Genomic DNA, 19,410 nt, shown 5'->3' with positions numbered 1-19,410 from the left:
TTGACCATGCTCTCTGAACGTTGCACCTACGTTCTATGGTCATGGTCGGCGAAGGCCGACCATTCACGAGTTTCTTTGTTCAATGGCCAGCAAACTCGTGGATCGCCGCCTTCGAGGCGATGATGGATAAGGGGGTCGTGGTATGCCTACTCCGGACAGCAACTGGCCACGGATGGCTTGTCAGAAGCCACCAGCCTACTATTTAAGGATGTGGCGAGATAGCAGATAAGGACGAGGTCGTGGGGCAGGCTCTTTTGAGCTTCGGGCGTAAAATTAACGGTTGGCTCTATCATCTCGGCGGCTGGATTCTCGGCATCATCATTTTCTTGGCCGTCAGCGATGCCTTACAAAATCAGCAATGGCTTGGCGACACCATGATCATGGTGGTGTCGCTTTCCTGTGCCTCACTCGTCTGCGGCATCATCCACTCGTTTGTCGAGCGCCGACAGCTTCGACAACGTAATGAGCGCTTCATATCCGCGCTCAAGGAGCCCCAATGGCCGGTCGATGTCGTGAGCAACGAAGCGACCGCGTTCAGGCGTGACTGGTTTGCGCTGATGTGGGTGCCGGTGGCTGGCGTATCTCTGCCGGTCGACAACAGTGCGCTGCGGATTACCACCCTCGGTCTCGAATACGACGTGTCGATACCCATTCAACTGATCATGCAGGTGGAGTTTGATCCTGGCGATGGACCGCCCGGCCGACGCCACCCGGGCATGAGTTGGCGCCGTCAATGGTTTGGGTTGCCATACGCCCCGACCGTCTATCTCGGTTTGAGACTGGCGCCAGCAGAGGAAATTTTCGTCTATCCGCTGTGCTTTGATCCAAAGAACGAAGAAGACGCGCGTGTTCTTTATCAGCGCTTGCTGGACGGGCGTCGCGCTGCAAGCCATTCCATCTCACTTCCCCTCGAAATGAAGATATCCGAAGAAGCGCTGCCAGGTAGTTTCGAGAGTCGGTATCTGAGACCCAGCATTCTGCAACGCTTCTGGCCAGATTATCGGCCCAAGACCGTGCGTGAATGGTTGAACAGATAGCGATATGACGCGTCATGGTCGGCGCAGGCCGACCATCCACGAGTTTCTTTCTTCACTGGCCAGCAAACTCGTGGATCCCCGCCTTCACGGGGATTACGGACCAAGTGGCAACAGCTGTCAGGCAGCCTGAGCCTGATGCTGCCGGTCGTAGTAGTCTCCCAGGGCCAGCAGCGCCGCCGATGCATCGCCTTCGAAACTAGGCCCGTGCATGAGGGCGAGGCGCTGGGGTTTCAGATCGGCCAGGCGGCGGATCGTGGCACCCATGCTGGGATGGAGGCTGGACGACTTGAACATGTCCTCCGCGGCGATCGCCGGGCCGACGATGTCGCTGCTGACCAGGGCCGGGCCGTTGCCGAGCTGGGTGAAGAGATCGCCGCAGAGCAGCGTGCCGCTTGTCTCCTCGACATAGAGCCCGGCTTCCCAGCCGTGCGGCACATGGGGCGTGTCGAGATAGCGAATGCGCTTGCTGCTGCCAAGGTCGATCACTTCGCCATCGTCCAGCATGCGCGGGGCTCGGTCGGCGAGATCGTTCAGGGACACGAAGCAGCCAGTCCGCCCGTGGGCGACCTGCGCCCGGGGCGCCACCTTCAGCCATTCATTCATGGCGCCGCATTCATCGGCCTCGACATGACCGAAGGTGATCCAGCGCAAGTTTGCCGGGTCCATCACCCGGGCCATGGCGGCACGGACCGAGGGGAACATGCCCCTGGGGCCGGTATGAAACAGCAGCGGCTCCTCTCCCAGCACCAGGAACTGGTTGAAGGTAAAGCCGGCGGGCGGGGCGATCTCCGCCACATAGGTCGACAGGCGATAGATGCCGTCGGCGATCTCGGCAATGTGGGTTTCCATGGTCTTTCCCTTGCCTCAACAAAGGGCGCGCTCCCATCCCAAGCGGGCGCGATTTAAATTGATTGCACGCATATGTGTATCTAAAGTGACGATCGCCGTCAATATTCAAAATACACAAGTGTGCATCGAATTATGGCCCGCCGCGAACCCGAGAAACGCCCCTATCAGCAGAAGCGCCGCGCCGAACTGACCGCCGAAACCCGGCGGCGCATCGTCGAGGCTGCGATCGAGCTCCATACCGATATCGGTCCCGGCCGCACCACGATCAGCATGGTGGCGGAACGTGCCGGCGTGCAGAGACACACCTTCTATGCCCATTTCCCCGATGAGCGCAGTCTGCTCATGGCCTGTTCGGGCGAGGCCATGGCGCGCGACCCGCTGCCAGATGCCGGCCCCTGGCGCGAGTTGGCGCGGCCGAAGGCGCGCCTGAAGACAGGGCTGAAGGCGCTTTACGATTGGTACGGGCGCAATGCGGATCTCACCGCCTGCGTGCTGCGGGATGCCGAATATCACGAGCTGGTGCGCGACATATCGGCCCTGCGCTGGGGCCCTGGCATGGCGCGCATCATCGAGGTTTTGGGCGAGGGGCTGGAACCGCGGCAGATTCCCTTGCTGCATCTGGCGCTCAGCTTCCACAGCTGGCGTTCGCTGGTTCGGGAAAGTGGTCTCGAAACAGAAGCTGCCGTCGACGCGATGGTCGCGGCAATCTTCGCGAAGGCCTAGCCCGCCAGCACGAAATCGCGTAACGCGCTGTCTACTTCCGGTTCCTTGCCGAACCAGGACTTGAAGCCGGGCCGCGCCTGGTGGAGGAGCATGCCAATGCCATCGACCGTCGCGTTGCCGCGCGCCTTGGCCTCCCTCAGCAGATCGGTTTCCAGCGGGACATAGACGATGTCGTCGACGACCGCCTCGCGCGGCAGGTGCTTCAAATCGATGTCGAGAGGTGGTTGCCCCGCCTGGCCGAGTTGCGTGGTGTTGACCAGCAGGGTCGCGTCCTTCAGCGCCGCCGCACGGTCGTCCCAGCCCACCACGTCGACGGCGCCATCAAGCGTGTTGGCGAGGCTGTCGGCGCGGGCCGCCGTGCGGTTGGTGATGACGATGTTCGAGACACCGGCATCTTGCAAGGCAACGATGATGCCACGCGCGGCACCGCCAGCGCCGAGAACCACCGCCTTGTAGCCCGGATGCCAATGCGGCGCACTGGCTTTGAGATGCTCGACAAAGCCGTAGCCGTCGGTGTTGTCGCCATGGATGCTGCCGTCATCCTGCACAATGAGCGTGTTGATGGCACCGATGCGGCGTGCAACATCGCTTAAATGATCGACCGCGTCGAGCGCGCGTTCCTTATGCGGCAGCGTGATGTTGCCGCCACGAAAGCCGAGCTTGGGCAGGGCGCGGATCGCATCAACCAGATTCTCCGGCCGCGTCGAGAACGGCAGGTAAGCGCCGTCGATGCCATATTTCGCCAGCCAATAGCCATGAAGGCGCGGGCTGCGCGAATGGTTGATCGGCCAGCCGAAGACACCGGCCACGAGGGTCTTGCCCGATTGCGTCTTGAAACTCATTTCAGTCTGTTTGGCTGTCATGCGCGCAACATGCCATGGCTGCGCAAAATCGCCAAGACGGGGAGCAGCGGCAGGCCCAGCACGGTGAAGAAATCGCCGCGCACCCGTGTCATCAGCTGCGCACCCAGGCCTTCGAGGTGATAGGCGCCGACCGAGGCCGTGACGGCATCGCCCGCCAGCGCCAGATACCATTCCAGGAATTCATCGCTGACGTCGCGCATGGTGAGCTCGGCGCGGTCGACATGATGCCACAGGCGCTGCCCGTCCTTTACCAGCACCGCGGCACTGATCAGATGATGCTTCCTGCCGCGCAGCGCCTTCAACTGCGCACGGGCGGCAGCGATATCGGCGGGCTTGTCGAACCAGACGCCCTCGCATTCCAGCATCTGGTCGGCACCCAGAACATAGCGTCCGTCCTGCTTGCGGCTGACCGCCTGGGCTTTCATCTCGGCCAGGGCGATTGCCGTGTCGATGACATCGGCGCCTTCGGCGCGGTAGCTGGCTTTCAGCTCGTCCTCATCGACGGCGGGCTTGATGATCTCGAGCGTGACACCGGCATCGCGCAGCATCTTGGCACGGGCGGCGCTGCCGGATGCCAATACCAGCGAGACCGTCATGCCTGCTCGCGGCTTTCGGCAGCGGATTTGGCATCGAGCAGCGCGTCGCGATGCTCGCTCAGCATCTGGATGATTGTCGCCGCGGTTTCCTCGATCGAGCGCCGCGTCACATCAATCATCGGCCAATTGTGCTCGGTGCAAAGCTTCCGCGCCTGGGCCACCTCATCGCGGATCGATTGCGGATCGACATAATCCGAATCCTCATCCTTGGCGATCATGGCCAATCGGTTGCGCCGGATCTGCACCAGTGAGTTCACGTCCTTGGTGAGGCCGATGACCAGCGGCTTCTTGACCTGAAACAATTCCGGCGGCAGCGGACAATTGGGCACCAGCGGAATGTTGGCGGCCTTTACACCGCGATTGGCGAGATAGATGCAGGTCGGCGTCTTTGAGGAGCGGCTGACGCCGATAAGGATCACATCGGCATCCTCGTAGTTGCGCGCCGATTGGCCATCATCGTGGGCGAGGGCAAAATCCATGGCAGCGATGCGGTCAAAATACTCGGCGTCCAGTGCGTGCTGCCGGCCGGATTGACCGCGCGCGACCTGGCCGAAATGATCGGTGAGGGCTGAGATGATCGGATCCAGCACCGAAACGAATTTCACGCCGAGCTGCCGACAACCATTCAAGAGATGCTGGCGCAGCCGGTCATTGACGACAGTGAACAGCACCAGGCCGGGATGGGCCTCGATGCCGGAGAGCACCTTGTCCATCTGTCCGGTCGTGCGGATAAGCGTCCAATGGTGTTCGATCGGATGCGCGCGCTCGAACTGCACCAGACAGGCGCGGGTGATGCTGTTCAGCGTCTCGCCGGTGGCGTCCGAGACGAGATGAACATGCAGCTGGCGCGGCGGTTGCGTATTGGGCATTGCGAAGGCCTCTGCCTGTTGAGAGGACTGGAATATCAGACTATCCACAAGAGGGGCGTTGATAACTGCCTTGGATGCTGTGGATAAGCGAGATCTCCCGATCCATTCATCTTTGTTATCTTTTCATGGCACCCCTTTTCCCGCCTGACAAGAGCGGGCGAAGCAGGGGTCGAATCCCGGGGATAAGGTGGATGACGGCGCCGGTTCCAAGTCATCCACAGGATTCACCTATTCCAATTTCGTCATGCCCGGGCTTGACCCGGGCATCCACTCTCGAAAGCTGCACCCGTGGATCCCCGGGTCTTCGCCCGGGGATGACGGTAATCCGTGGTCGCAACAACCGGATGGTTCGCCCACAGACTTGTCCGATATCTCTATCCCAAGGCCAGCCGCAGCCTTTTCCAAATCGCCGCTGAGGATAGGAATCCAAGATCGGGGATTCTCGTTATCCACCGCACATCATCATCTTCCACCTAGAGTCTTATCTTTTAGAGATGTAGGAAGAGCCCTGGTAAGATTGAGACCGAATGACGATCAGGACTGAGCAGACCATGCAGACGCCTCAGAAATTGCTGGTAAGGGCCTTGAAGGGCGAGAGCCTTGCGCGACCGCCGATCTGGCTGATGCGCCAGGCTGGGCGTTATCTGCCGGAATATCGCGCGGCGCGGGCCAAGGCAGGCTCGTTCCTGGATCTTTGCTACAATCCGGAATTCGCCGTCGAGGTGACGCTGCAGCCGATCCGCCGTTTCGGTTTCGATGCAGCGATTCTCTTTTCCGACATCTTGGTGGTGCCACATGCGCTGGGCCAGGATCTCCGCTTCGAGGAAGGGCGGGGGCCGTTGCTTGACGCCATCACCGACGATGCCGGCATGGCACGCCTCGGCATGGACCAGTTCCACAACCGGCTCAAACCGGTCTACGCGGCCGTTGCCGGCCTCAAGGCAGCGCTCCCCCCTGAAACGGCGCTGATTGGCTTTGCCGGGGCTCCCTGGACGGTGGCGAGCTATATGATCGAGGGTGGGTCGTCGCGCGATTACGCCAAGACCAAGGCCTGGGCCTATCAGCGCCCGGAAAGCTTCCAGCGGCTGATGAATCTGCTGATCGATGCGACCTCGAGCTATCTGATCGCACAGGTCGAAGCCGGTGCCGAAGTGCTGCAGATTTTCGACAGCTGGGCGGGTGCGCTCGACCATGCCGGTTTGCTGCGCTGGAGCCTTACGCCGATGAAGGCCATCGTCGACCGGGTACGCATGTCGCATCCCGAAGTGCCGGTGATTGTCTTCCCGCGCGCCTGCGGGGCGGGTTATCTCGATTTCGCGCGTTCCAGCTTCATGCATGGCTTGAGCCTCGATTCCGGCGTGCCGCTCGACTGGGCCTTTACCCAGCTGCAAGGGCGCATCGCGCTCCAAGGCAATCTCGATCCGCAATTGCTGGTGGCCGGTGGCGATGCGATGCGTGATGCGGCGACGAAGATCCTGGAAACGCTAGGTCGTGGGCCCTTCATCTTCAATCTGGGCCACGGGATTGTTCCGGAAACACCACCCGAACATGTGGGCGAATTGGTGAAGCTCGTGCAAGGTTGGCATCGGTGAGCGAGACCGAAAAGCCGGGTGGCGGCATTCCGGTTGGTGTCACCTTGCGCGCCAAGATCGGCTGGATCGAAATCCGCTGTGATGAAGAGGCCGTCATCCAGTGTCACTGGCGCAAGATCGAACCCAAGGTGATCGTGTCCTCACCTCTGGCCGAGGAAGCGGGCAAGCAGATGGCGGCTTACATCGACGGCCGCCTCACCGATTTCGACCTGCCGCTGAAATATCCGGGGTCCGAATTCCAGGAAACGATCTGGAACATGCTGTTGCGCATCCCCTTTGGTGAGACCCGGCGTTACGGGGATCTCGCGACCTTGATGGGCCAGCAGGAATACACCGCCGCCCGGGCAGTGGGCACGGCTTGCGGCCAGAACCCGATCGCCATCATCATTCCCTGTCACCGCGTCATCGGCACCGCGCAGCTCGGCGGCTATTCCAGCGATCTCGGCCTCACCGCCAAACGCTTCCTCCTCGATATCGAGAAAGGCCAGGGCCGGCTGTTTTAAGCACCCCCTCTCCCTAACCCTCTCCCACGTTGGGGAGAGGGAACTCGAGCCAGCTTGAACTCAAACAATTGTGCAAACTCGGTCGGACTCCCTCCCCCCAACGTGGGGGAGGGTCGGGGAGAGGGGGGAAGCGATAACTTTTCGTCGTCTAGCCTCAACTTTCCCTTGCTTGACGGGAACGGGGCGGCCCTGCCATGTTCGGCCCGTCAATACGTCTTCAGGGCGGGGTGAAAATCCCCACCGGCGGTAGGACTTTAGACGGGGATAGCCCGGAAGAAGTCGAGCCCGCGAGCGCCGTTTCCGTTTGAAACGGGTCAGCAGATCAGGTCAAAATCCTGAGCCGACGGTCACAGTCCGGATGAAAGAAGACGAGATCGTGGCGCCAACGCGCCGGGAATCTGCCGTTTGAGACGCGGCGGATACCGGATGTGGCGGCGTCAGGCATCTTGCCCTGGAACGTTTGTCGCAAAAACCATGCGAGGAGCGTTTCACATGTCCAAACATATTTCCCAGGCAGAATTGTCCCGTGTCGAAGGCCGCATCCAGGCGGCGATCGAGGCGATGCAATCGGCCCTGCCCGTCATCGTGCTGGATGATGACGACCGCGAGAACGAGGCGGATCTCATCGCCGCCGCCAGCAACCTCACCCATGACGTCATGGCGCGGATGATCCGCGATTGCAGCGGCATCGTCTGCCTGTGTCTCGATGCCGCCACCGTTGACCGGCTGGAACTGCCGATGATGGCGACGCGCAATGAAAGCCGCTTTGGCACACCCTTCACCGTCTCGATCGAAGCGCGGCACGGCGTCACCACGGGTGTTTCCGCGGCGGATCGCCTGACCACGGTGCGCGCGGCCATCGCCCCCACTGCCAAGGCCAGCGACATCGTCAGCCCCGGCCACATGTTCCCCCTTCGCGCCAGCCCCGGCGGTGTGCTGACCCGCCGCGGTCATACCGAGGGTTCGGTCGATCTCGCCCAGCTGGCGGGCCTCGGTTCATCGGCGGTGCTCTGCGAACTGATGACCCGTGAGGGCGAAATGCTGCGCGGCCGCCAGGCGAAGGCCTATGGCCGCCGCAACGGCTTCCCGGTTCTCACCATCGAAGACATCGTCGCCTATCGCCAGAGCCTGCTGGCCAAAGCGGCGTAACAACCGCGTTCTAGCAAAACAGCTCTCGAGCTCCCTCCCCCCGCCCACCGACGGTGGGGGAGGGTCGGGGAGAGGGGGCTGTCGGCAACACATCCGGTCGATCCACCCCCTCACCCGCTCGGCTTCGCCTCGCACCCTCTCCCACGTTGGGGAGAGGGTTTTCTTATTGAGGGTCGGGCCGTTATGCTCCGACCAATTCATCCCTTCTCCTGGAGCCACGCCATGACCATTCCCACCGAGACCCATGCCATCCGCTTTCATCAGACCGGCGGGCCGGAGGTGTTGAAATGGGAGACGGTACCGCTGGCGGCACCGGGTGCCGGCGAAGTGACGCTGCGCAACAAGGCCTGCGGTCTCAATTTCATTGATACGTATCACCGCGGCGGGCTCTATCCCGTGCCGCTTCCTTCAGGGATCGGCCTCGAAGGCGCTGGCGTGGTCGAAGCGCTTGGCGCCGGCGTGACCAGCCTGAAGGTCGGCGACCGCGTCGCCTATTGCGCGGCCCCTTTGGGTTCTTATGCCGAATGGCGCAATTATCCGGCCGATAAGCTGGTGAAGATTCCGGACAGCATCGATTTCAACACCGCCGCCGCCATGATGCTGCAGGGCATGACGGTCGAATATCTCATTCGCCGCACCTATACGGTGAAACCCGGCGATCTGGTGCTGTTCCACGCGGCGGCGGGTGGGGTTGGGTCGATCGCCGTGCAATGGCTGAAAGCGCTGGGCGCCACCGTCATCGGGACCGCTGGCGGCAAGGAGAAATGCGCCATCGTAAAATCGCTCGGCGCGGATCACGTGATCGACTATCGCGCCGAGGATTGGGTGAAGCGCGTCAAAGAGCTGACCGATGGCAAGGGTGTCCATGTCGTCTATGACGGCGTCGGCAAGGATACCTGCATCCCATCGATGGACTGCCTGCGGCCGCGCGGCTATCTGGTGACCTTCGGCAATGCCTCGGGCCCGGTCCCTGCGATCGAACCCTTGCTGCTGTCGCAGAAGGGATCGCTGTTCCTGACGCGCCCGACGCTGATGGCCTATACCGCGACCCGCGCCGATCTCGAGCTTTCCGCCAATGCGCTGATCGATGTCGTCTCGAAGGGGACGGTCAAGATCAATATCGGCCACACCTATGCCTTGAAGGACGCGGCGCAGGCACAGAGCGATCTTGAGGCACGCAAGACCACCGGCTCGGTCATCCTGCTGCCCTAAGCTTCAGGACACGGCGACAAGCGCCTCCGCTGGAAATCGTGGATTAGGCGGCGAGCTTGCCAGCTGGGAAGTGGATGCTGACCTTCGTGCCTTTGCCGAGGGCGCTTTCGATTTCGAATCGCCCGCCATTGAGCTCGGTCAGAGATTTGGTGATGGGGAGGCCGAGGCCCGTTCCCTGCTGAGCGGTGGTGGCATTGGTGCGGACCTGGCCGAAAGGCGACAGGGCCTTGGCGATATCGGCGGCGGCGATGCCGATGCCGTTGTCCTTGACCCAGATCTCGATGCCCGGCGCCGCGCCGTTTTTCGCGTGGTCATTGGCGGCAATACGCGTGGCGCCGATGCTGACCTCGCCGCCGGCCAGGGTGAACTTCACGGCATTGCTGAGCAGGTTCAGCATGATCTGCCTGAGATGCTGCGGGTCGGCGACGACGGGTGGCAGCTCCGGGGGCAATTGCATGCTCAGCGTCAACTGGCGCGCATCCAGCGGCTGCTGGATGAGATCGGCGCAGGTCTTGAGAAGGTCGGGAATGTCGATCGGCTGCGGGCGTGGCTCGACCTTGCCGGCTTCGATCTTGGCGACATCCAGCACCTTGTCGATGAGGCCGAGGAGATGTGTGCCGGCATCGGATATGTCGCCGACATAATCCTTGTAGCGCGGCGGCGTCACCGGGCCGAAGATCTCGGCCTTCATCAAATCGGAAAAGCCGATGATGGCATTGAGCGGTGTCCTGAATTCGTGGCTCATATGCGCCAGGAAATCGGTCTTGGCGCGGTTGGCGTCCTCGGCCTGGAATTTCGCCCGCACCAATTCCTTGGCCAGGCGCTTCAAGCGACGCTGCTGCAGGAACAGCACGATCATACCCATGGCGAGAACGATGCCGAGGGCGAAGCGCACCAGCGACAGCCGGTCGATGAGGGCCGCCAGCGATTCACGCGCCTGCTCGTCCTTGGTCGCGGCACCTGTCGTCGTGAGCACCGCCAGGCGATGGGCCTTCACCTGCAGTGCGGCGGTGAGGGCGACGATGGTGTCGTATTGTTCGAGCGGGCGCGCGTTTGGCCCTTCCAGCAGGTCGCGCAACTGGCCGAGATCAGCGCCGAGAGCCGGCAGCATGGCAGCGGTATTGGGGTTGGCGACGAGGCTTTCATGGACGACGCCGGCGATAAGCACCTGATAGCGCGCCTGCAAAGCGCGCCAGCGGCGCAGCACATCGGGCGGCAGCAAGGCGGGATCGGCGCCATGCATGGTGGCAAAGCTGGTGCCAAAGCGGGCCGCGTCGACTTCGAATTGCGCGGTGTTCCAAATAAGAGCACCGGCGGTGGCGCGGCGCATGCGGTCGAAATGCTGTGAGACGTCGTCACGCAGTATCAGCAGTGCCAGCAGCAAGCCGCACACCAGCACGGCGAAGACCACAGTGATCGCGCGTTTCCAGACGGCTGGCGTCAATGTGCTGGAGGCCGGCATGCTCAATACAGCGTCATATGGTCGAGGCTCCACACCGACTGGCTCAAATAGCGGTCATTGGCGAGCTCGGCATCCTGATCGTATGGATAGACGATCCAGAGCGGGCCTTTGTTATCGAGTGGAATGGCGGCGCCATTCTGCGCATAGGCGATGATGGCGCCGTGGTCCAGCGCATCACTGGCCGGAAAGCTCATCTCGTAATCATTGGTGGCGAGCGCGTTGAACTCGGCCGGCTTGGCGCCCAGCCGTGCCATGAGATCGGCAATCTTCACGCCCTCGAAGGTCTGCAAGCCATCGGTCCAGATAGTGGTCGTGTTGAATGCGGTTTTGGGCAGTGCCTGCAACATTGCCATGTCGAAGGCGGCCTTGCCGTCGATCGTGTTGTGCGCATCGAGCGTGCCCTCCAGCACCAGGACCACGGGTCCGGTGGGCGCCGGCAATGGCTCTACCGCCGCTGCCGGCGGCAGACCGGCAAGGAGGATAAATGCAGCGATGATAGCGGCACGACCCAGCGCCATGAGATGAGTTCCCCAGAGAGGTTATGGATCAACTTCCCCTTGATCCATGGCCTAAACTATCGGGGCATATGGTTTAACATGTGTTAAAGCGGCGGCGTTTTCTTCGCAAGCCGCGCGAAGACGGCAGGATAAGGCCGCGACATACAACAAGATGTGGCTCGGCAAGCGGCGACCTACACGAAGTTGGTGCAGCCACCAAAGAAGAAGGGCCGGTGAAAATTCCACCGGCCCTTGTCTCTACTGGTTCATCGACTGGAAGAAGTCGGCATTCGTCTTGGAATGCTTCAACTTGTCGAGCAGGAACTCCATCGCGTCGGTGACGCCCATCGGCATCAGGATGCGGCGCAGGACCCACATCTTGGACAGCGTCGCGCGGTCGACCAGCAGCTCTTCCTTGCGCGTGCCCGATTTGGTGATGTCGATAGACGGGAAGGTGCGCTTGTCCGAGAGCTTGCGGTCGAGGATGATTTCCGAGTTACCGGTGCCCTTGAACTCTTCGAAGATGACTTCGTCCATGCGGCTGCCGGTATCGATCAGCGCCGTGGCGATGATGGTCAAGCTGCCGCCTTCCTCGATGTTACGTGCGGCACCGAAGAAGCGCTTGGGGCGCTGCAGCGCGTTGGCATCGACACCGCCGGTCAGCACCTTGCCCGACGATGGCACGACGGTGTTGTAGGCGCGCGCAAGACGCGTGATTGAATCGAGGAGGATGATGACGTCGCGCTTGTGCTCGACCAGACGCTTGGCCTTCTCGATCACCATTTCGGCGACCTGGACGTGACGGGCTGCCGGCTCGTCGAAGGTCGAGGAGACGACCTCGCCCTTCACCGAGCGGGACATGTCGGTCACTTCTTCGGGGCGCTCGTCGATGAGCAGCACGATCAGATAGGCTTCCGGGTGGTTGGTGGCGATCGAATTGGCGATGTTCTGCAGCATCACGGTCTTACCCGTGCGCGGCGGGGCGACCACCAGGGCGCGCTGGCCCTTGCCGATCGGGCAGATGAGATCGACGACGCGGCCGGTGATGTCGACCTTGTTGAGATCCTTGCTCTCGCGCGCTTTGAGGGCACGGCGGCTCATCTCGACGGTGCGGGCGGCCTCGGCCTTCGGCAGCGCCTCTGGCTCGGGCATCTTGTCGTCGCCCTTGCCCTCCAGCTCCATCTTCAGCTTTTCGTCCGGATAGAGCGGCGTCAGGTTGTCGAAGTTGATGCGGTGGCGGATCTTGTCCGGATCCTCGAAATTGATCGTGTTGACCTTGAGGAGGGCGAAATACCGCTCGCCATCCTTGGGGCCGCGGATCTGCCCTTCGACCGTGTCGCCGGTCCGAAGACCGAAGCGGCGCACCTGGGAGGGCGAGCAATAGATGTCGTCGGGGCCGGGCAGATAGTTTGCCTCGGGCGACCGCAGGAAGCCGAAGCCGTCCTGCAGGATTTCGAGCACGCCCGCGCCAAAGATCGCCGTGTCGTTGTCGGCGAGCTGCTTGAGGATCGCGAACAGCATGTCCTGGCGCCTGAGCGAATTGGCGTTTTCGATCTGCAGGCTCTCGGCGAACTCCAGGAGTTCGGCTGGGGACTTACGCTTAAGTTCTTGTAAATTCATTTATTTTCTGGATGTGTGGAGTGTGGGACCGGGTCGGTCGGGCTTTTCGATGACGGGAAAAGGCTTGAATACGGCAGCGCCGGGAATTGATCTTCGGCCCATGAAGCCGCCCTTACGCCACGTCTTTGCCCGTTTCGTTTCCCGGGCCGGCCAACATGATATGGGAGCGGAGGTGCTTGGAAGACAAGGGCCGGTCGCAACCGAATGGTTAGACCCAGAACCCTTAACAAAACCCCTACCGGAATCCGGTCTGGAAGTCAAATGACCTTAAATTCATGGGGCGGATGACGTCGCATGCGCCACCCGCCCCATAATATTGACCGACCGGTTGAACTTACTTGTAGGCGACGGCCGCGCTGGCCACGGGGGTGAGCGGGATGGTCTGGAAGCGAGTGAACCCCACTTCGCGGCACCAACCTTCGAACTCGGCCGCGGTGTAGTCGAAGGCGTCGCCGAACTCGATCAGCATGTTGAGCGAGATCATCAACCCGAAGCTGTTGGTGCGCCGCTCGTTGTCGATCATGTGTTCGATGACGACGAAGGCGCCACCCTCAGGCAAGGCGTCATAGGCGGCGCGGATGAGGTGCATCTTCCCCTCCATGTTCCAGTCATGGAGGATCATGCCCATGCTGATGACGTCGGCCCGCGGGAGTTTCTCCTTGAGGAAATCGCCGGCGAGAACCTGGACCTTGCCGCCGAGACCCTGATCGTCGAGCGCCCGCGTCGCGATCGGCGCCACCACCGGCAGATCATAGGTGGCGACGGTGAGGTGCGGCTTGGCGCGTGCCACCATGCCGGCCAGCAGGCCGGTCGCACCACCCACATCGCAATAGGTCTGGTAGGGCGCGAAATCGAACTGGTCGACGAAGGATTGGAAATTGCCGCGGCTGATGCCGGCCATCGCGCGCATGAACTGCTCGAGCCGCGCCGGATCGGCGTAAAGCTCTTCGAAGAGGGGCTTGCCGTTATGCTTGATCTCGTTCTGCGGCCGCCCGGTGAGGAGCGCTGTCTTCAGATCCGCCCAGAAGGGGAAGAGCCGCGCCTGCGACATTTCCAGAATGCCGCCGACATAAGACGGCTTCGCCTTGTCGAGGAAGAGTCCGCTTTCGGGCGTGTTGCGATAGAGTGCCTTGGCACCATTCCCCTGCCGCTCCAGGATCTGCAGCGACACCAAGGCATCGAAGAAATCGCTGCGTGCACGGTCGGCCGGATGCAGGCCCAGTCTGTCGCCGAGCTCCTTGGCGGTCATCGCCTGATCGCCGAGCTTGGTGAAAAGGCCGAGCGCCGTCGCAGTAAGGAGGGTCTGGGCCGGGGCGAAGCCGAAGCCGATATCGAGCAGGCGGGCGGGTGTGAGGTTCTTGGTCATCATGACATCCTTGTCCATGGGTCCGTCCCCATTTGTTGGCCGCGTGTCTCGCGCCGCAGGGGGATCATGGCAAGGAATTGTCGGCCCGGTTGTGACTGGGGTCACAAACCAAGGGCGATGACAGCGCGACCAATACCGCTTTGGGTCAGAACGGCTTTACGATTACCAGGATGACGATGCCGATCATCAGCAGCGTCGGCACCTCGTTCATGATGCGGAAAAATTTCTCATCATGGGTGTTGGCGTCATTGGCAAAGGCACGGCGCCAGCGCGCGTAACCGGCATGGATCAGTTGCATGCCAAAAAGGAGGGCGAGCTTGCCGTGAAACCAGCCGGCGCCCCACCAATCGCCCATCCAGGCGAGGGACAGGCCGAAGATCCAGGATGCGATCATCGCCGGGTTGATGATGGCGCGCAGGAGCCGCCGCTCCATCACCTTGAACGTCTCGCTCATCTCCGAACCGGATTTGGCCTTGCAGTGATAGACGTAAAGCCGCGGCAGATAGAGCATGCCCGCCATCCAGGCGATGACGGCGATGACATGAAGCGCTTTCAGCCAGAGATAGAGGTCCATGGTCACGCCCCCGCCTTGGTCATGGCGCATTGGCTCTGACCCTTGCATGCCATTCGGCCGCAGCCGGGTTGCAGGGCTTGGCCCTTCGCCAGCGCATCCTGCACCAGGCGGACGAGGCCGGCGATGAAAGCCGGATGCGTTGCCACGGTGGGGGCGCGCAGATAGAGCGGCGCGCCGTTGCTTTCCGCAAGGTGCCGGTACTCGATATCAAGCTCCACCAGCGTTTCGGAGTGTTCCGAGACGAAAGCCACCGGCACGACGATGATAGGCTTGCCGGCCTTGGCGGCGGCGGTAATGACATTGTCGGTCGCGGGACCGACCCATTCCAAGGGACCCACACGGCTCTGATAGGCGATCTGATATTGCGCCGGCGTCAGAGCCAGTTCCTGGGCCACCGCGGCGACCGTCGCTTCCACCTGCGCCACATAGGGATCGCCCGCATCGACGATCTTCTTCGGCAGGCCATGGGCGGAGAAAATGATGGCGGGCGTCTCTCCGGGTGCCGCCGCTTGGGCTTGGCCCATCGCCTGGCGCGTGATCTCGCTGAGCGCGCTGACGAAGCCAGGCTCGTCGGGATAGCAGCACACCGCATGCTGCGGCGCCGTGAGGCCGATCTGCCGCGCCGTTGCATGCCAGACCCGCAAGGATGAGGCCGTGGTCGTGGTCGAGAATTGCGGATAGAGCGGCAGGAGGATCACCTCATCGGCGCCCCAGGCCTTCACATCGCGTGCGGTCGCCTCGGTGAAGGGGTGCCAATAGCGCATAGCGATGAAGCAGCGCACCTCGATGCCACCGGTGGTGAGCAACGCTTCGAGCGCCGCCGCCTGGGCTTCCGTATTGGGCAGGATCGGCGAGCGTCCGCCCATCTGCTGATAGACGTGACTGGCGACCGGCGTGCGGCGCGAGGAGATCAGCTTGGCCAGAAGCCAGCGAAAGGGCTGCGGCAGATTGATGATGCTGCGGTCATTGAACAGGTTGAACAGGAAGGGCTGCACAGCCGTCAGCGAATCCGGCCCGCCGAGATTGAACAATACGATGGCGATACGGCGGGGTGCGGGCATGGTGTTTCCGTTTGCAGTGGTTGTGCAGTGAGCCCCCTCACCCCAACCCCTCTCCCCGCAGGGGCGAGGGGCTTTTTTATCCGGCTCTCCCCGAACTCCCTCGCCCCGCGCGAGCGGGGAGAGGGTTGGGGTGAGGGGTCGATGGTCAAACTCTAACCGCGGGACAGCTACGCACTCAAGGCAGCAGCAAGTTTGGCAGGATCGGTGACCGGCGCGGAACAGGTCTGGTGGCGGCATACGTAGGCGGTGGCGGCCTGGTTCACCTGCGCCTTGCCATGGGCTGGATGATCCGCCGCCAAGGCTGACGTGTCTGCCACCACCTGAAGTACCAGATGGGCCTGCGGCTGCGCCAGCAGCGCGCCGAGCAGGGCCGCCGTATCCGGCTTGTGGCGATCGCCGATGATGATGACATCGGTGGCACGGGCGCGGAAGTCGAGGCCGCTGAGATAAGTGGCCAGCGGAAAGAAATTGCGCTGCACCTCGCCGGCGAAGGCACGGACCAGCTGATCGGCGCGCGTTTCGTAATCGGCCATGCCGGTGAGATGATAGAGCCGGTCCAGCACCTCGATCATCGTGCCGTTGCCGGCCGGGGTCGCATTGTCATTGGCCGATTTGGTGCGGATGATGACATCGCCGGTATCGTCGGCGCTGAAGAAATAGCCGCCGCCCTGGTTGTCCCAGTAATGCGCGTCGAGATCGGCCACGATCTTCTTGGCGGCATCGAGATAGAGGGCGTCGCCGCTCGCCTGGTGCAAGGCCAAGGCAGCCGCCGCCAGATTGGCATGATCATCGAGCGTTGCCGGATGGGCGAGCTTGCCCTGGCGCCAGGCGTGTTTCAGACGACCATGATCATCGCGCATGTTGCGCTCGATAAAGGCGAAGGCGCTCTTGGCGAGATCCAGCCAATCCGGCCGCGCGAAGACCATGGCGGCCTTGGCGAGGCCTCCGATCATCAGGCCGTTCCAATCGACCAGCACCTTGTCGTCCCAGCCCGGGCGAATGCGGCCCGCGCGCCGCGCCAGCAGCTTCTCGCGCGCGGCACTGAGGCGCCGTTCATCGGCGGGCTGGAGCAGGCCCATCTGGTGCCCACGGTTGAGGATGTTGACGTCTTCCCAATTGCCCTCGGCCGAGACGCCATAGACATGTTTGAAGAACGGTGCCTCGGCGCCCAGCACCGCGTCGATCTCGGCTTCGTCCCAGACGTAGAACTTGCCTTCGACGCCTTCTGAATCGGCATCGAGCGAGGCGGCGAAGGCAGAGGTGCCGGCGCTGTCGCTCTCCGCCAGCATTTCACGCTTCAGCCACTCGACGATTTCGGCAGCGCGCGCTTCGAACAGCGGCTCGCCGGTGGCGATCCACACTTCACCCAGCAGCGACAGCAGCTCGGCATTGTCGTAGAGCATCTTTTCGAAATGCGGCACCAGCCAATCGGCATCGGTCGCATAGCGGGCGAGGCCACCGCCGAGATGATCATAGATGCCGCCCTGGATCATGCGGGTGAGGCTGAGCAGTACCGCCTCGCGGAACCGCCCGTCGCCGCTGCGCAGATAGGCCCGCCACAGCAGCGTCATCACCGGGCCTTGCGGGAATTTGGGCGCCCCGCCGATGCCGCCACGCACCAGATCAACTTCCTGCAGCAGCCGTTCGGCGATACGGTCGACCACCTCGATCGGCACGGCATCGCCGGCTTGCGGTGTCGAGAGGCGCTGCATCGCCTCGGCAATGCCGGCGACGTTCTGCGCCACCTTGCCCGTGTCGTCGCGATAGGCATCCGAGAGGGCGGTGAGGACCTGGCCGAAACCGGGCCTTCCGTAACGCGGTTCCTTCGGGAAATAGGTGCCGCCCCAATAAGGCTGCCCCTGCGGCGTCAGGAACATGGTGAGCGGCCAGCCGCCCTGTTGCCCGAGCAACGCCAGCGCCTGCTGATAGATCTGGTCGAGATCGGGCCGCTCCTCGCGGTCGATCTTGATGTTGACGAAGCGCGCATTCATCAGCGCCGCGATCTCGTCATCCTCGAAGCTCTCATGCGCCATGACATGGCACCAATGGCAGGCGGCATAGCCGACCGACAGCAGGATCGGCTTGTCGGCATCGCGCGCTTCCTGGAGTGCGGCATCATTCCAGCCCCGCCAATTGACGGGGTTGTCCTTGTGCTGCAGCAGATAGGGACTGGTTTCTGCACTGAGCAGATTCTGCGGATTGGGCTTTGTGGCGTGTGTCGGTGCGGCGTGTCTGGTCATCCCGCACAATGTGGCTGCCGCAAGCGTTTAATCAACCCGAAAAGCATCTGGGAATTTAAAGCCCCTCTCCCGCGAGGGGAGAGGGAAGGTGGTGCCAATTGAAGCAATCGTCAGGTGCTCAAAACCCTTCCAGCACGATCTTGCCTTTGGTGCGGCCGGTTTCGATCGCGGCGTGGGCCCGCTTCAGGTTCGCCGCGTTGATCTGCCCGAAATGCGCGGCAAGCGTGGTGCGGATCTTCCCCGCATCGACCAAATGCGCGACCTCGGCCAGCAGCTTCCCTTGTGCGGCGATATCCGCGGTGGTGAAGAGCGAGCGCGTGAACATCAGCTCCCAATGCACAGAGAGGCTCTTGCGCTTGAAGGGGTTGATGTCGAGCGACTTGGGATCGTCGATCAAGGCAAGTCGGCCTTGCGGCGCAAGCAAGTCGACGATCTCGCCCAGATGCTGGTCCGTATTCGTGGTCGAGAAGACAAGGCCCGGCGCACCGATCTTCAAGGCAGCGATCTGCGGCGCCAGGGGTTGGGCATGATCAATGACATGATGGGCGCCCAGTTCCTTCACCCAGGCTTGCGTTTCCGCGCGTGATGCGGTGGCGATGACGCTGAGGTCGGTGAGTTGCCGCGCCAATTGCACGGCGATCGAACCGACACCGCCGGCACCGCCGATGATGAGGATGGCCTTTGCAGCACCTGGAACGGGCTTTGCAACATCAAGCCGATCGAACAAGGCTTCCCAGGCCGTGATGGCGGTGAGCGGCAAGGCGGCGGCCGCGGCGAAATCGAGGCTGATCGGCTTCTTCGCCACGATGCGCGCATCGACGACCTGCAATTCGGCATTGCTGCCGGGCCGGTCGATGGCACCCGCGTAATAGACGGCATCGCCCACGGCGAAGCCGGTCACCTCGGCTCCCACGCGACGCACGACGCCGGCGGCATCCCAGCCCAGTACCTTGCGCGTGTCGGCGGGCGGGGTCACGCCGAGGCGGATTTTCACGTCGGCGGGGTTGACCGATACTGCCTTTACCTCGACCAGCAGGTCATGGGGGCGGAGATCTGTTGGCGCCGGCAGGTCCACATCGATGAGCGCATTGGGGGCGGCAATGGGTTGCGGGGTTTCATAGGCGACGGCACGCATGGCTCGAATCCTTATCGGTGGGCAGGGTTTTCATGCACACAGATGGAGGAGTAGCGTCACTC

Annotated in this window: 18 protein-coding genes and 1 riboswitch; of the genes, 6 read left to right on the top strand and 12 right to left on the bottom strand. The window is 62.4% G+C overall.

Translation table 11 applies throughout. The annotated features are described in order from the left end of the window. Positions 1 to 239 precede the first annotated feature (239 nt). Positions 240 to 1,037 carry a hypothetical protein gene (locus tag SMD31_RS09575; protein WP_320500592.1) on the top strand — a complete coding sequence of 266 codons (798 nt, stop codon included), beginning with the start codon at positions 240 to 242 and terminating at the stop codon, positions 1,035 to 1,037. 117 nt (positions 1,038 to 1,154) lie between these two features. Here SMD31_RS09575 and SMD31_RS09570 read toward each other — a convergent pair whose 3' ends face one another. Next, positions 1,155 to 1,886 (bottom strand): oxygen-binding di-iron domain-containing protein, encoded by a 732-nt coding sequence (locus SMD31_RS09570; protein WP_320500591.1) that lies wholly within the window; start codon positions 1,884 to 1,886, stop codon positions 1,155 to 1,157. A 132-nt stretch (positions 1,887 to 2,018) separates the two neighbouring features. On the opposite strand from SMD31_RS09570, the gene SMD31_RS09565 reads away from it, so the two are divergent. Continuing rightward, positions 2,019 to 2,609, top strand: coding sequence for a TetR/AcrR family transcriptional regulator (locus SMD31_RS09565; RefSeq protein ID WP_320500590.1), 591 nt, complete (start codon positions 2,019 to 2,021; stop codon positions 2,607 to 2,609). Here the strand turns inward: SMD31_RS09565 and SMD31_RS09560 are convergent. The 3 genes from SMD31_RS09560 to SMD31_RS09550 are packed head-to-tail and all read right to left on the bottom strand — an operon-like array spanning position 2,606 to position 4,937. Continuing rightward, complete coding sequence (locus SMD31_RS09560) at positions 2,606 to 3,472, bottom strand: shikimate dehydrogenase (protein ID WP_320500589.1); 867 nt, start codon at positions 3,470 to 3,472, stop codon at positions 2,606 to 2,608. The genes SMD31_RS09565 and SMD31_RS09560 overlap by 4 nt on opposite strands. Beyond that, the gene (locus SMD31_RS09555) at positions 3,469 to 4,068 is read right to left on the bottom strand and encodes a Maf family protein (RefSeq protein WP_320500588.1); all 600 of its coding nucleotides are present in this window, start codon (positions 4,066 to 4,068) and stop codon (positions 3,469 to 3,471) included. Before SMD31_RS09555 ends, SMD31_RS09560 begins: the two co-directional genes overlap by 4 nt. Next, complete coding sequence (locus SMD31_RS09550; protein ID WP_320500587.1) at positions 4,065 to 4,937, bottom strand: pyruvate, water dikinase regulatory protein; 873 nt, start codon at positions 4,935 to 4,937, stop codon at positions 4,065 to 4,067. The genes SMD31_RS09555 and SMD31_RS09550 overlap by 4 nt, the downstream gene beginning before the upstream one ends. A gap of 551 nt (positions 4,938 to 5,488) precedes the next feature. Between SMD31_RS09550 and hemE the strand changes: the two genes are divergently transcribed. From hemE to SMD31_RS09530, 4 genes are all read left to right on the top strand, one after another. Beyond that, the gene (gene hemE, locus SMD31_RS09545; RefSeq protein WP_407652126.1) at positions 5,489 to 6,529 is read left to right on the top strand and encodes a uroporphyrinogen decarboxylase; all 1,041 of its coding nucleotides are present in this window, start codon (positions 5,489 to 5,491) and stop codon (positions 6,527 to 6,529) included. After that, on the top strand, positions 6,526 to 7,032 hold the full coding sequence (locus SMD31_RS09540; RefSeq protein WP_320500585.1) for a methylated-DNA--[protein]-cysteine S-methyltransferase: 507 nt from the start codon (positions 6,526 to 6,528) through the stop codon (positions 7,030 to 7,032). The genes hemE and SMD31_RS09540 overlap by 4 nt, the downstream gene beginning before the upstream one ends. A 209-nt stretch (positions 7,033 to 7,241) precedes the next feature. Then, positions 7,242 to 7,406: riboswitch (FMN riboswitch) on the top strand. 118 nt (positions 7,407 to 7,524) lie between these two features. Next, complete coding sequence (gene ribB / locus SMD31_RS09535) at positions 7,525 to 8,181, top strand: 3,4-dihydroxy-2-butanone-4-phosphate synthase (RefSeq protein ID WP_320500584.1); 657 nt, start codon at positions 7,525 to 7,527, stop codon at positions 8,179 to 8,181. A 222-nt stretch (positions 8,182 to 8,403) separates the two neighbouring features. Continuing rightward, positions 8,404 to 9,393 (top strand): quinone oxidoreductase family protein, encoded by a 990-nt coding sequence (locus tag SMD31_RS09530; protein WP_320500583.1) that lies wholly within the window; start codon positions 8,404 to 8,406, stop codon positions 9,391 to 9,393. Between the two features lie 43 nt (positions 9,394 to 9,436). Here SMD31_RS09530 and SMD31_RS09525 read toward each other — a convergent pair whose 3' ends face one another. The 8 genes from SMD31_RS09525 to SMD31_RS09490 all read right to left on the bottom strand — a co-directional run bounded on the left by SMD31_RS09525 (position 9,437) and on the right by SMD31_RS09490 (position 19,348). Beyond that, positions 9,437 to 10,855 (bottom strand): sensor histidine kinase, encoded by a 1,419-nt coding sequence (locus SMD31_RS09525; RefSeq protein ID WP_320500582.1) that lies wholly within the window; start codon positions 10,853 to 10,855, stop codon positions 9,437 to 9,439. A gap of 2 nt (positions 10,856 to 10,857) precedes the next feature. Beyond that, positions 10,858 to 11,373, bottom strand: coding sequence for a molybdopterin-dependent oxidoreductase (locus SMD31_RS09520; protein ID WP_320500581.1), 516 nt, complete (start codon positions 11,371 to 11,373; stop codon positions 10,858 to 10,860). A 237-nt stretch (positions 11,374 to 11,610) separates the two neighbouring features. Then, on the bottom strand, positions 11,611 to 12,972 hold the full coding sequence (gene rho, locus SMD31_RS09515; protein WP_320500580.1) for a transcription termination factor Rho: 1,362 nt from the start codon (positions 12,970 to 12,972) through the stop codon (positions 11,611 to 11,613). A 334-nt stretch (positions 12,973 to 13,306) separates the two neighbouring features. After that, positions 13,307 to 14,356 carry a methyltransferase gene (locus SMD31_RS09510; protein ID WP_320500579.1) on the bottom strand — a complete coding sequence of 350 codons (1,050 nt, stop codon included), beginning with the start codon at positions 14,354 to 14,356 and terminating at the stop codon, positions 13,307 to 13,309. A 127-nt stretch (positions 14,357 to 14,483) separates the two neighbouring features. Then, positions 14,484 to 14,912, bottom strand: coding sequence for a protoporphyrinogen oxidase HemJ (gene hemJ / locus SMD31_RS09505; RefSeq protein ID WP_320500578.1), 429 nt, complete (start codon positions 14,910 to 14,912; stop codon positions 14,484 to 14,486). Between the two features lie 2 nt (positions 14,913 to 14,914). Further along, positions 14,915 to 15,973, bottom strand: a complete 1,059-nt coding sequence (hemH, locus tag SMD31_RS09500) for a ferrochelatase (protein ID WP_320500577.1) — start codon at positions 15,971 to 15,973, stop codon at positions 14,915 to 14,917. A gap of 167 nt (positions 15,974 to 16,140) precedes the next feature. Continuing rightward, positions 16,141 to 18,213 carry a thioredoxin domain-containing protein gene (locus SMD31_RS09495; RefSeq protein ID WP_320500576.1) on the bottom strand — a complete coding sequence of 691 codons (2,073 nt, stop codon included), beginning with the start codon at positions 18,211 to 18,213 and terminating at the stop codon, positions 16,141 to 16,143. Between the two features lie 118 nt (positions 18,214 to 18,331). After that, the gene (locus SMD31_RS09490) at positions 18,332 to 19,348 is read right to left on the bottom strand and encodes a zinc-binding alcohol dehydrogenase family protein (protein WP_320500575.1); all 1,017 of its coding nucleotides are present in this window, start codon (positions 19,346 to 19,348) and stop codon (positions 18,332 to 18,334) included. Positions 19,349 to 19,410 lie beyond the last annotated feature (62 nt).

This window comes from Dongia rigui (genome assembly GCF_034044635.1).
In the GTDB taxonomy this organism is placed as follows: Bacteria; Pseudomonadota; Alphaproteobacteria; order Dongiales; family Dongiaceae; genus Dongia; species Dongia rigui.
The sequence above is the reverse complement of the archived record's forward strand: the minus strand, read 5'-3'. Positions and strand labels throughout refer to the sequence as shown.

What these genes read in the sequence shown, in the direction of transcription:
- SMD31_RS09525 (WP_320500582.1), bottom strand. Translation starts at nt 10,855, where the DNA reads ATGCCGGCCTCCAGCACATTGACGCCAGCCGTCTGGAAACGCGCGATC.
- SMD31_RS09565 (WP_320500590.1), top strand. Translation starts at nt 2,019, where the DNA reads ATGGCCCGCCGCGAACCCGAGAAACGCCCCTATCAGCAGAAGCGCCGC.
- hemJ (WP_320500578.1), bottom strand. Translation starts at nt 14,912, where the DNA reads ATGGACCTCTATCTCTGGCTGAAAGCGCTTCATGTCATCGCCGTCATC.
- SMD31_RS09520 (WP_320500581.1), bottom strand. Translation starts at nt 11,373, where the DNA reads ATGGCGCTGGGTCGTGCCGCTATCATCGCTGCATTTATCCTCCTTGCC.
- SMD31_RS09570 (WP_320500591.1), bottom strand. Translation starts at nt 1,886, where the DNA reads ATGGAAACCCACATTGCCGAGATCGCCGACGGCATCTATCGCCTGTCG.
- ribB (WP_320500584.1), top strand. Translation starts at nt 7,525, where the DNA reads ATGTCCAAACATATTTCCCAGGCAGAATTGTCCCGTGTCGAAGGCCGC.
- SMD31_RS09560 (WP_320500589.1), bottom strand. Translation starts at nt 3,472, where the DNA reads ATGACAGCCAAACAGACTGAAATGAGTTTCAAGACGCAATCGGGCAAG.
- SMD31_RS09495 (WP_320500576.1), bottom strand. Translation starts at nt 18,213, where the DNA reads ATGACCAGACACGCCGCACCGACACACGCCACAAAGCCCAATCCGCAG.
- SMD31_RS09510 (WP_320500579.1), bottom strand. Translation starts at nt 14,356, where the DNA reads ATGGACAAGGATGTCATGATGACCAAGAACCTCACACCCGCCCGCCTG.
- rho (WP_320500580.1), bottom strand. Translation starts at nt 12,972, where the DNA reads ATGAATTTACAAGAACTTAAGCGTAAGTCCCCAGCCGAACTCCTGGAG.
- SMD31_RS09530 (WP_320500583.1), top strand. Translation starts at nt 8,404, where the DNA reads ATGACCATTCCCACCGAGACCCATGCCATCCGCTTTCATCAGACCGGC.
- SMD31_RS09550 (WP_320500587.1), bottom strand. Translation starts at nt 4,937, where the DNA reads ATGCCCAATACGCAACCGCCGCGCCAGCTGCATGTTCATCTCGTCTCG.
- hemE (WP_407652126.1), top strand. Translation starts at nt 5,489, where the DNA reads ATGCAGACGCCTCAGAAATTGCTGGTAAGGGCCTTGAAGGGCGAGAGC.
- SMD31_RS09555 (WP_320500588.1), bottom strand. Translation starts at nt 4,068, where the DNA reads ATGACGGTCTCGCTGGTATTGGCATCCGGCAGCGCCGCCCGTGCCAAG.
- SMD31_RS09490 (WP_320500575.1), bottom strand. Translation starts at nt 19,348, where the DNA reads ATGCGTGCCGTCGCCTATGAAACCCCGCAACCCATTGCCGCCCCCAAT.
- hemH (WP_320500577.1), bottom strand. Translation starts at nt 15,973, where the DNA reads ATGCCCGCACCCCGCCGTATCGCCATCGTATTGTTCAATCTCGGCGGG.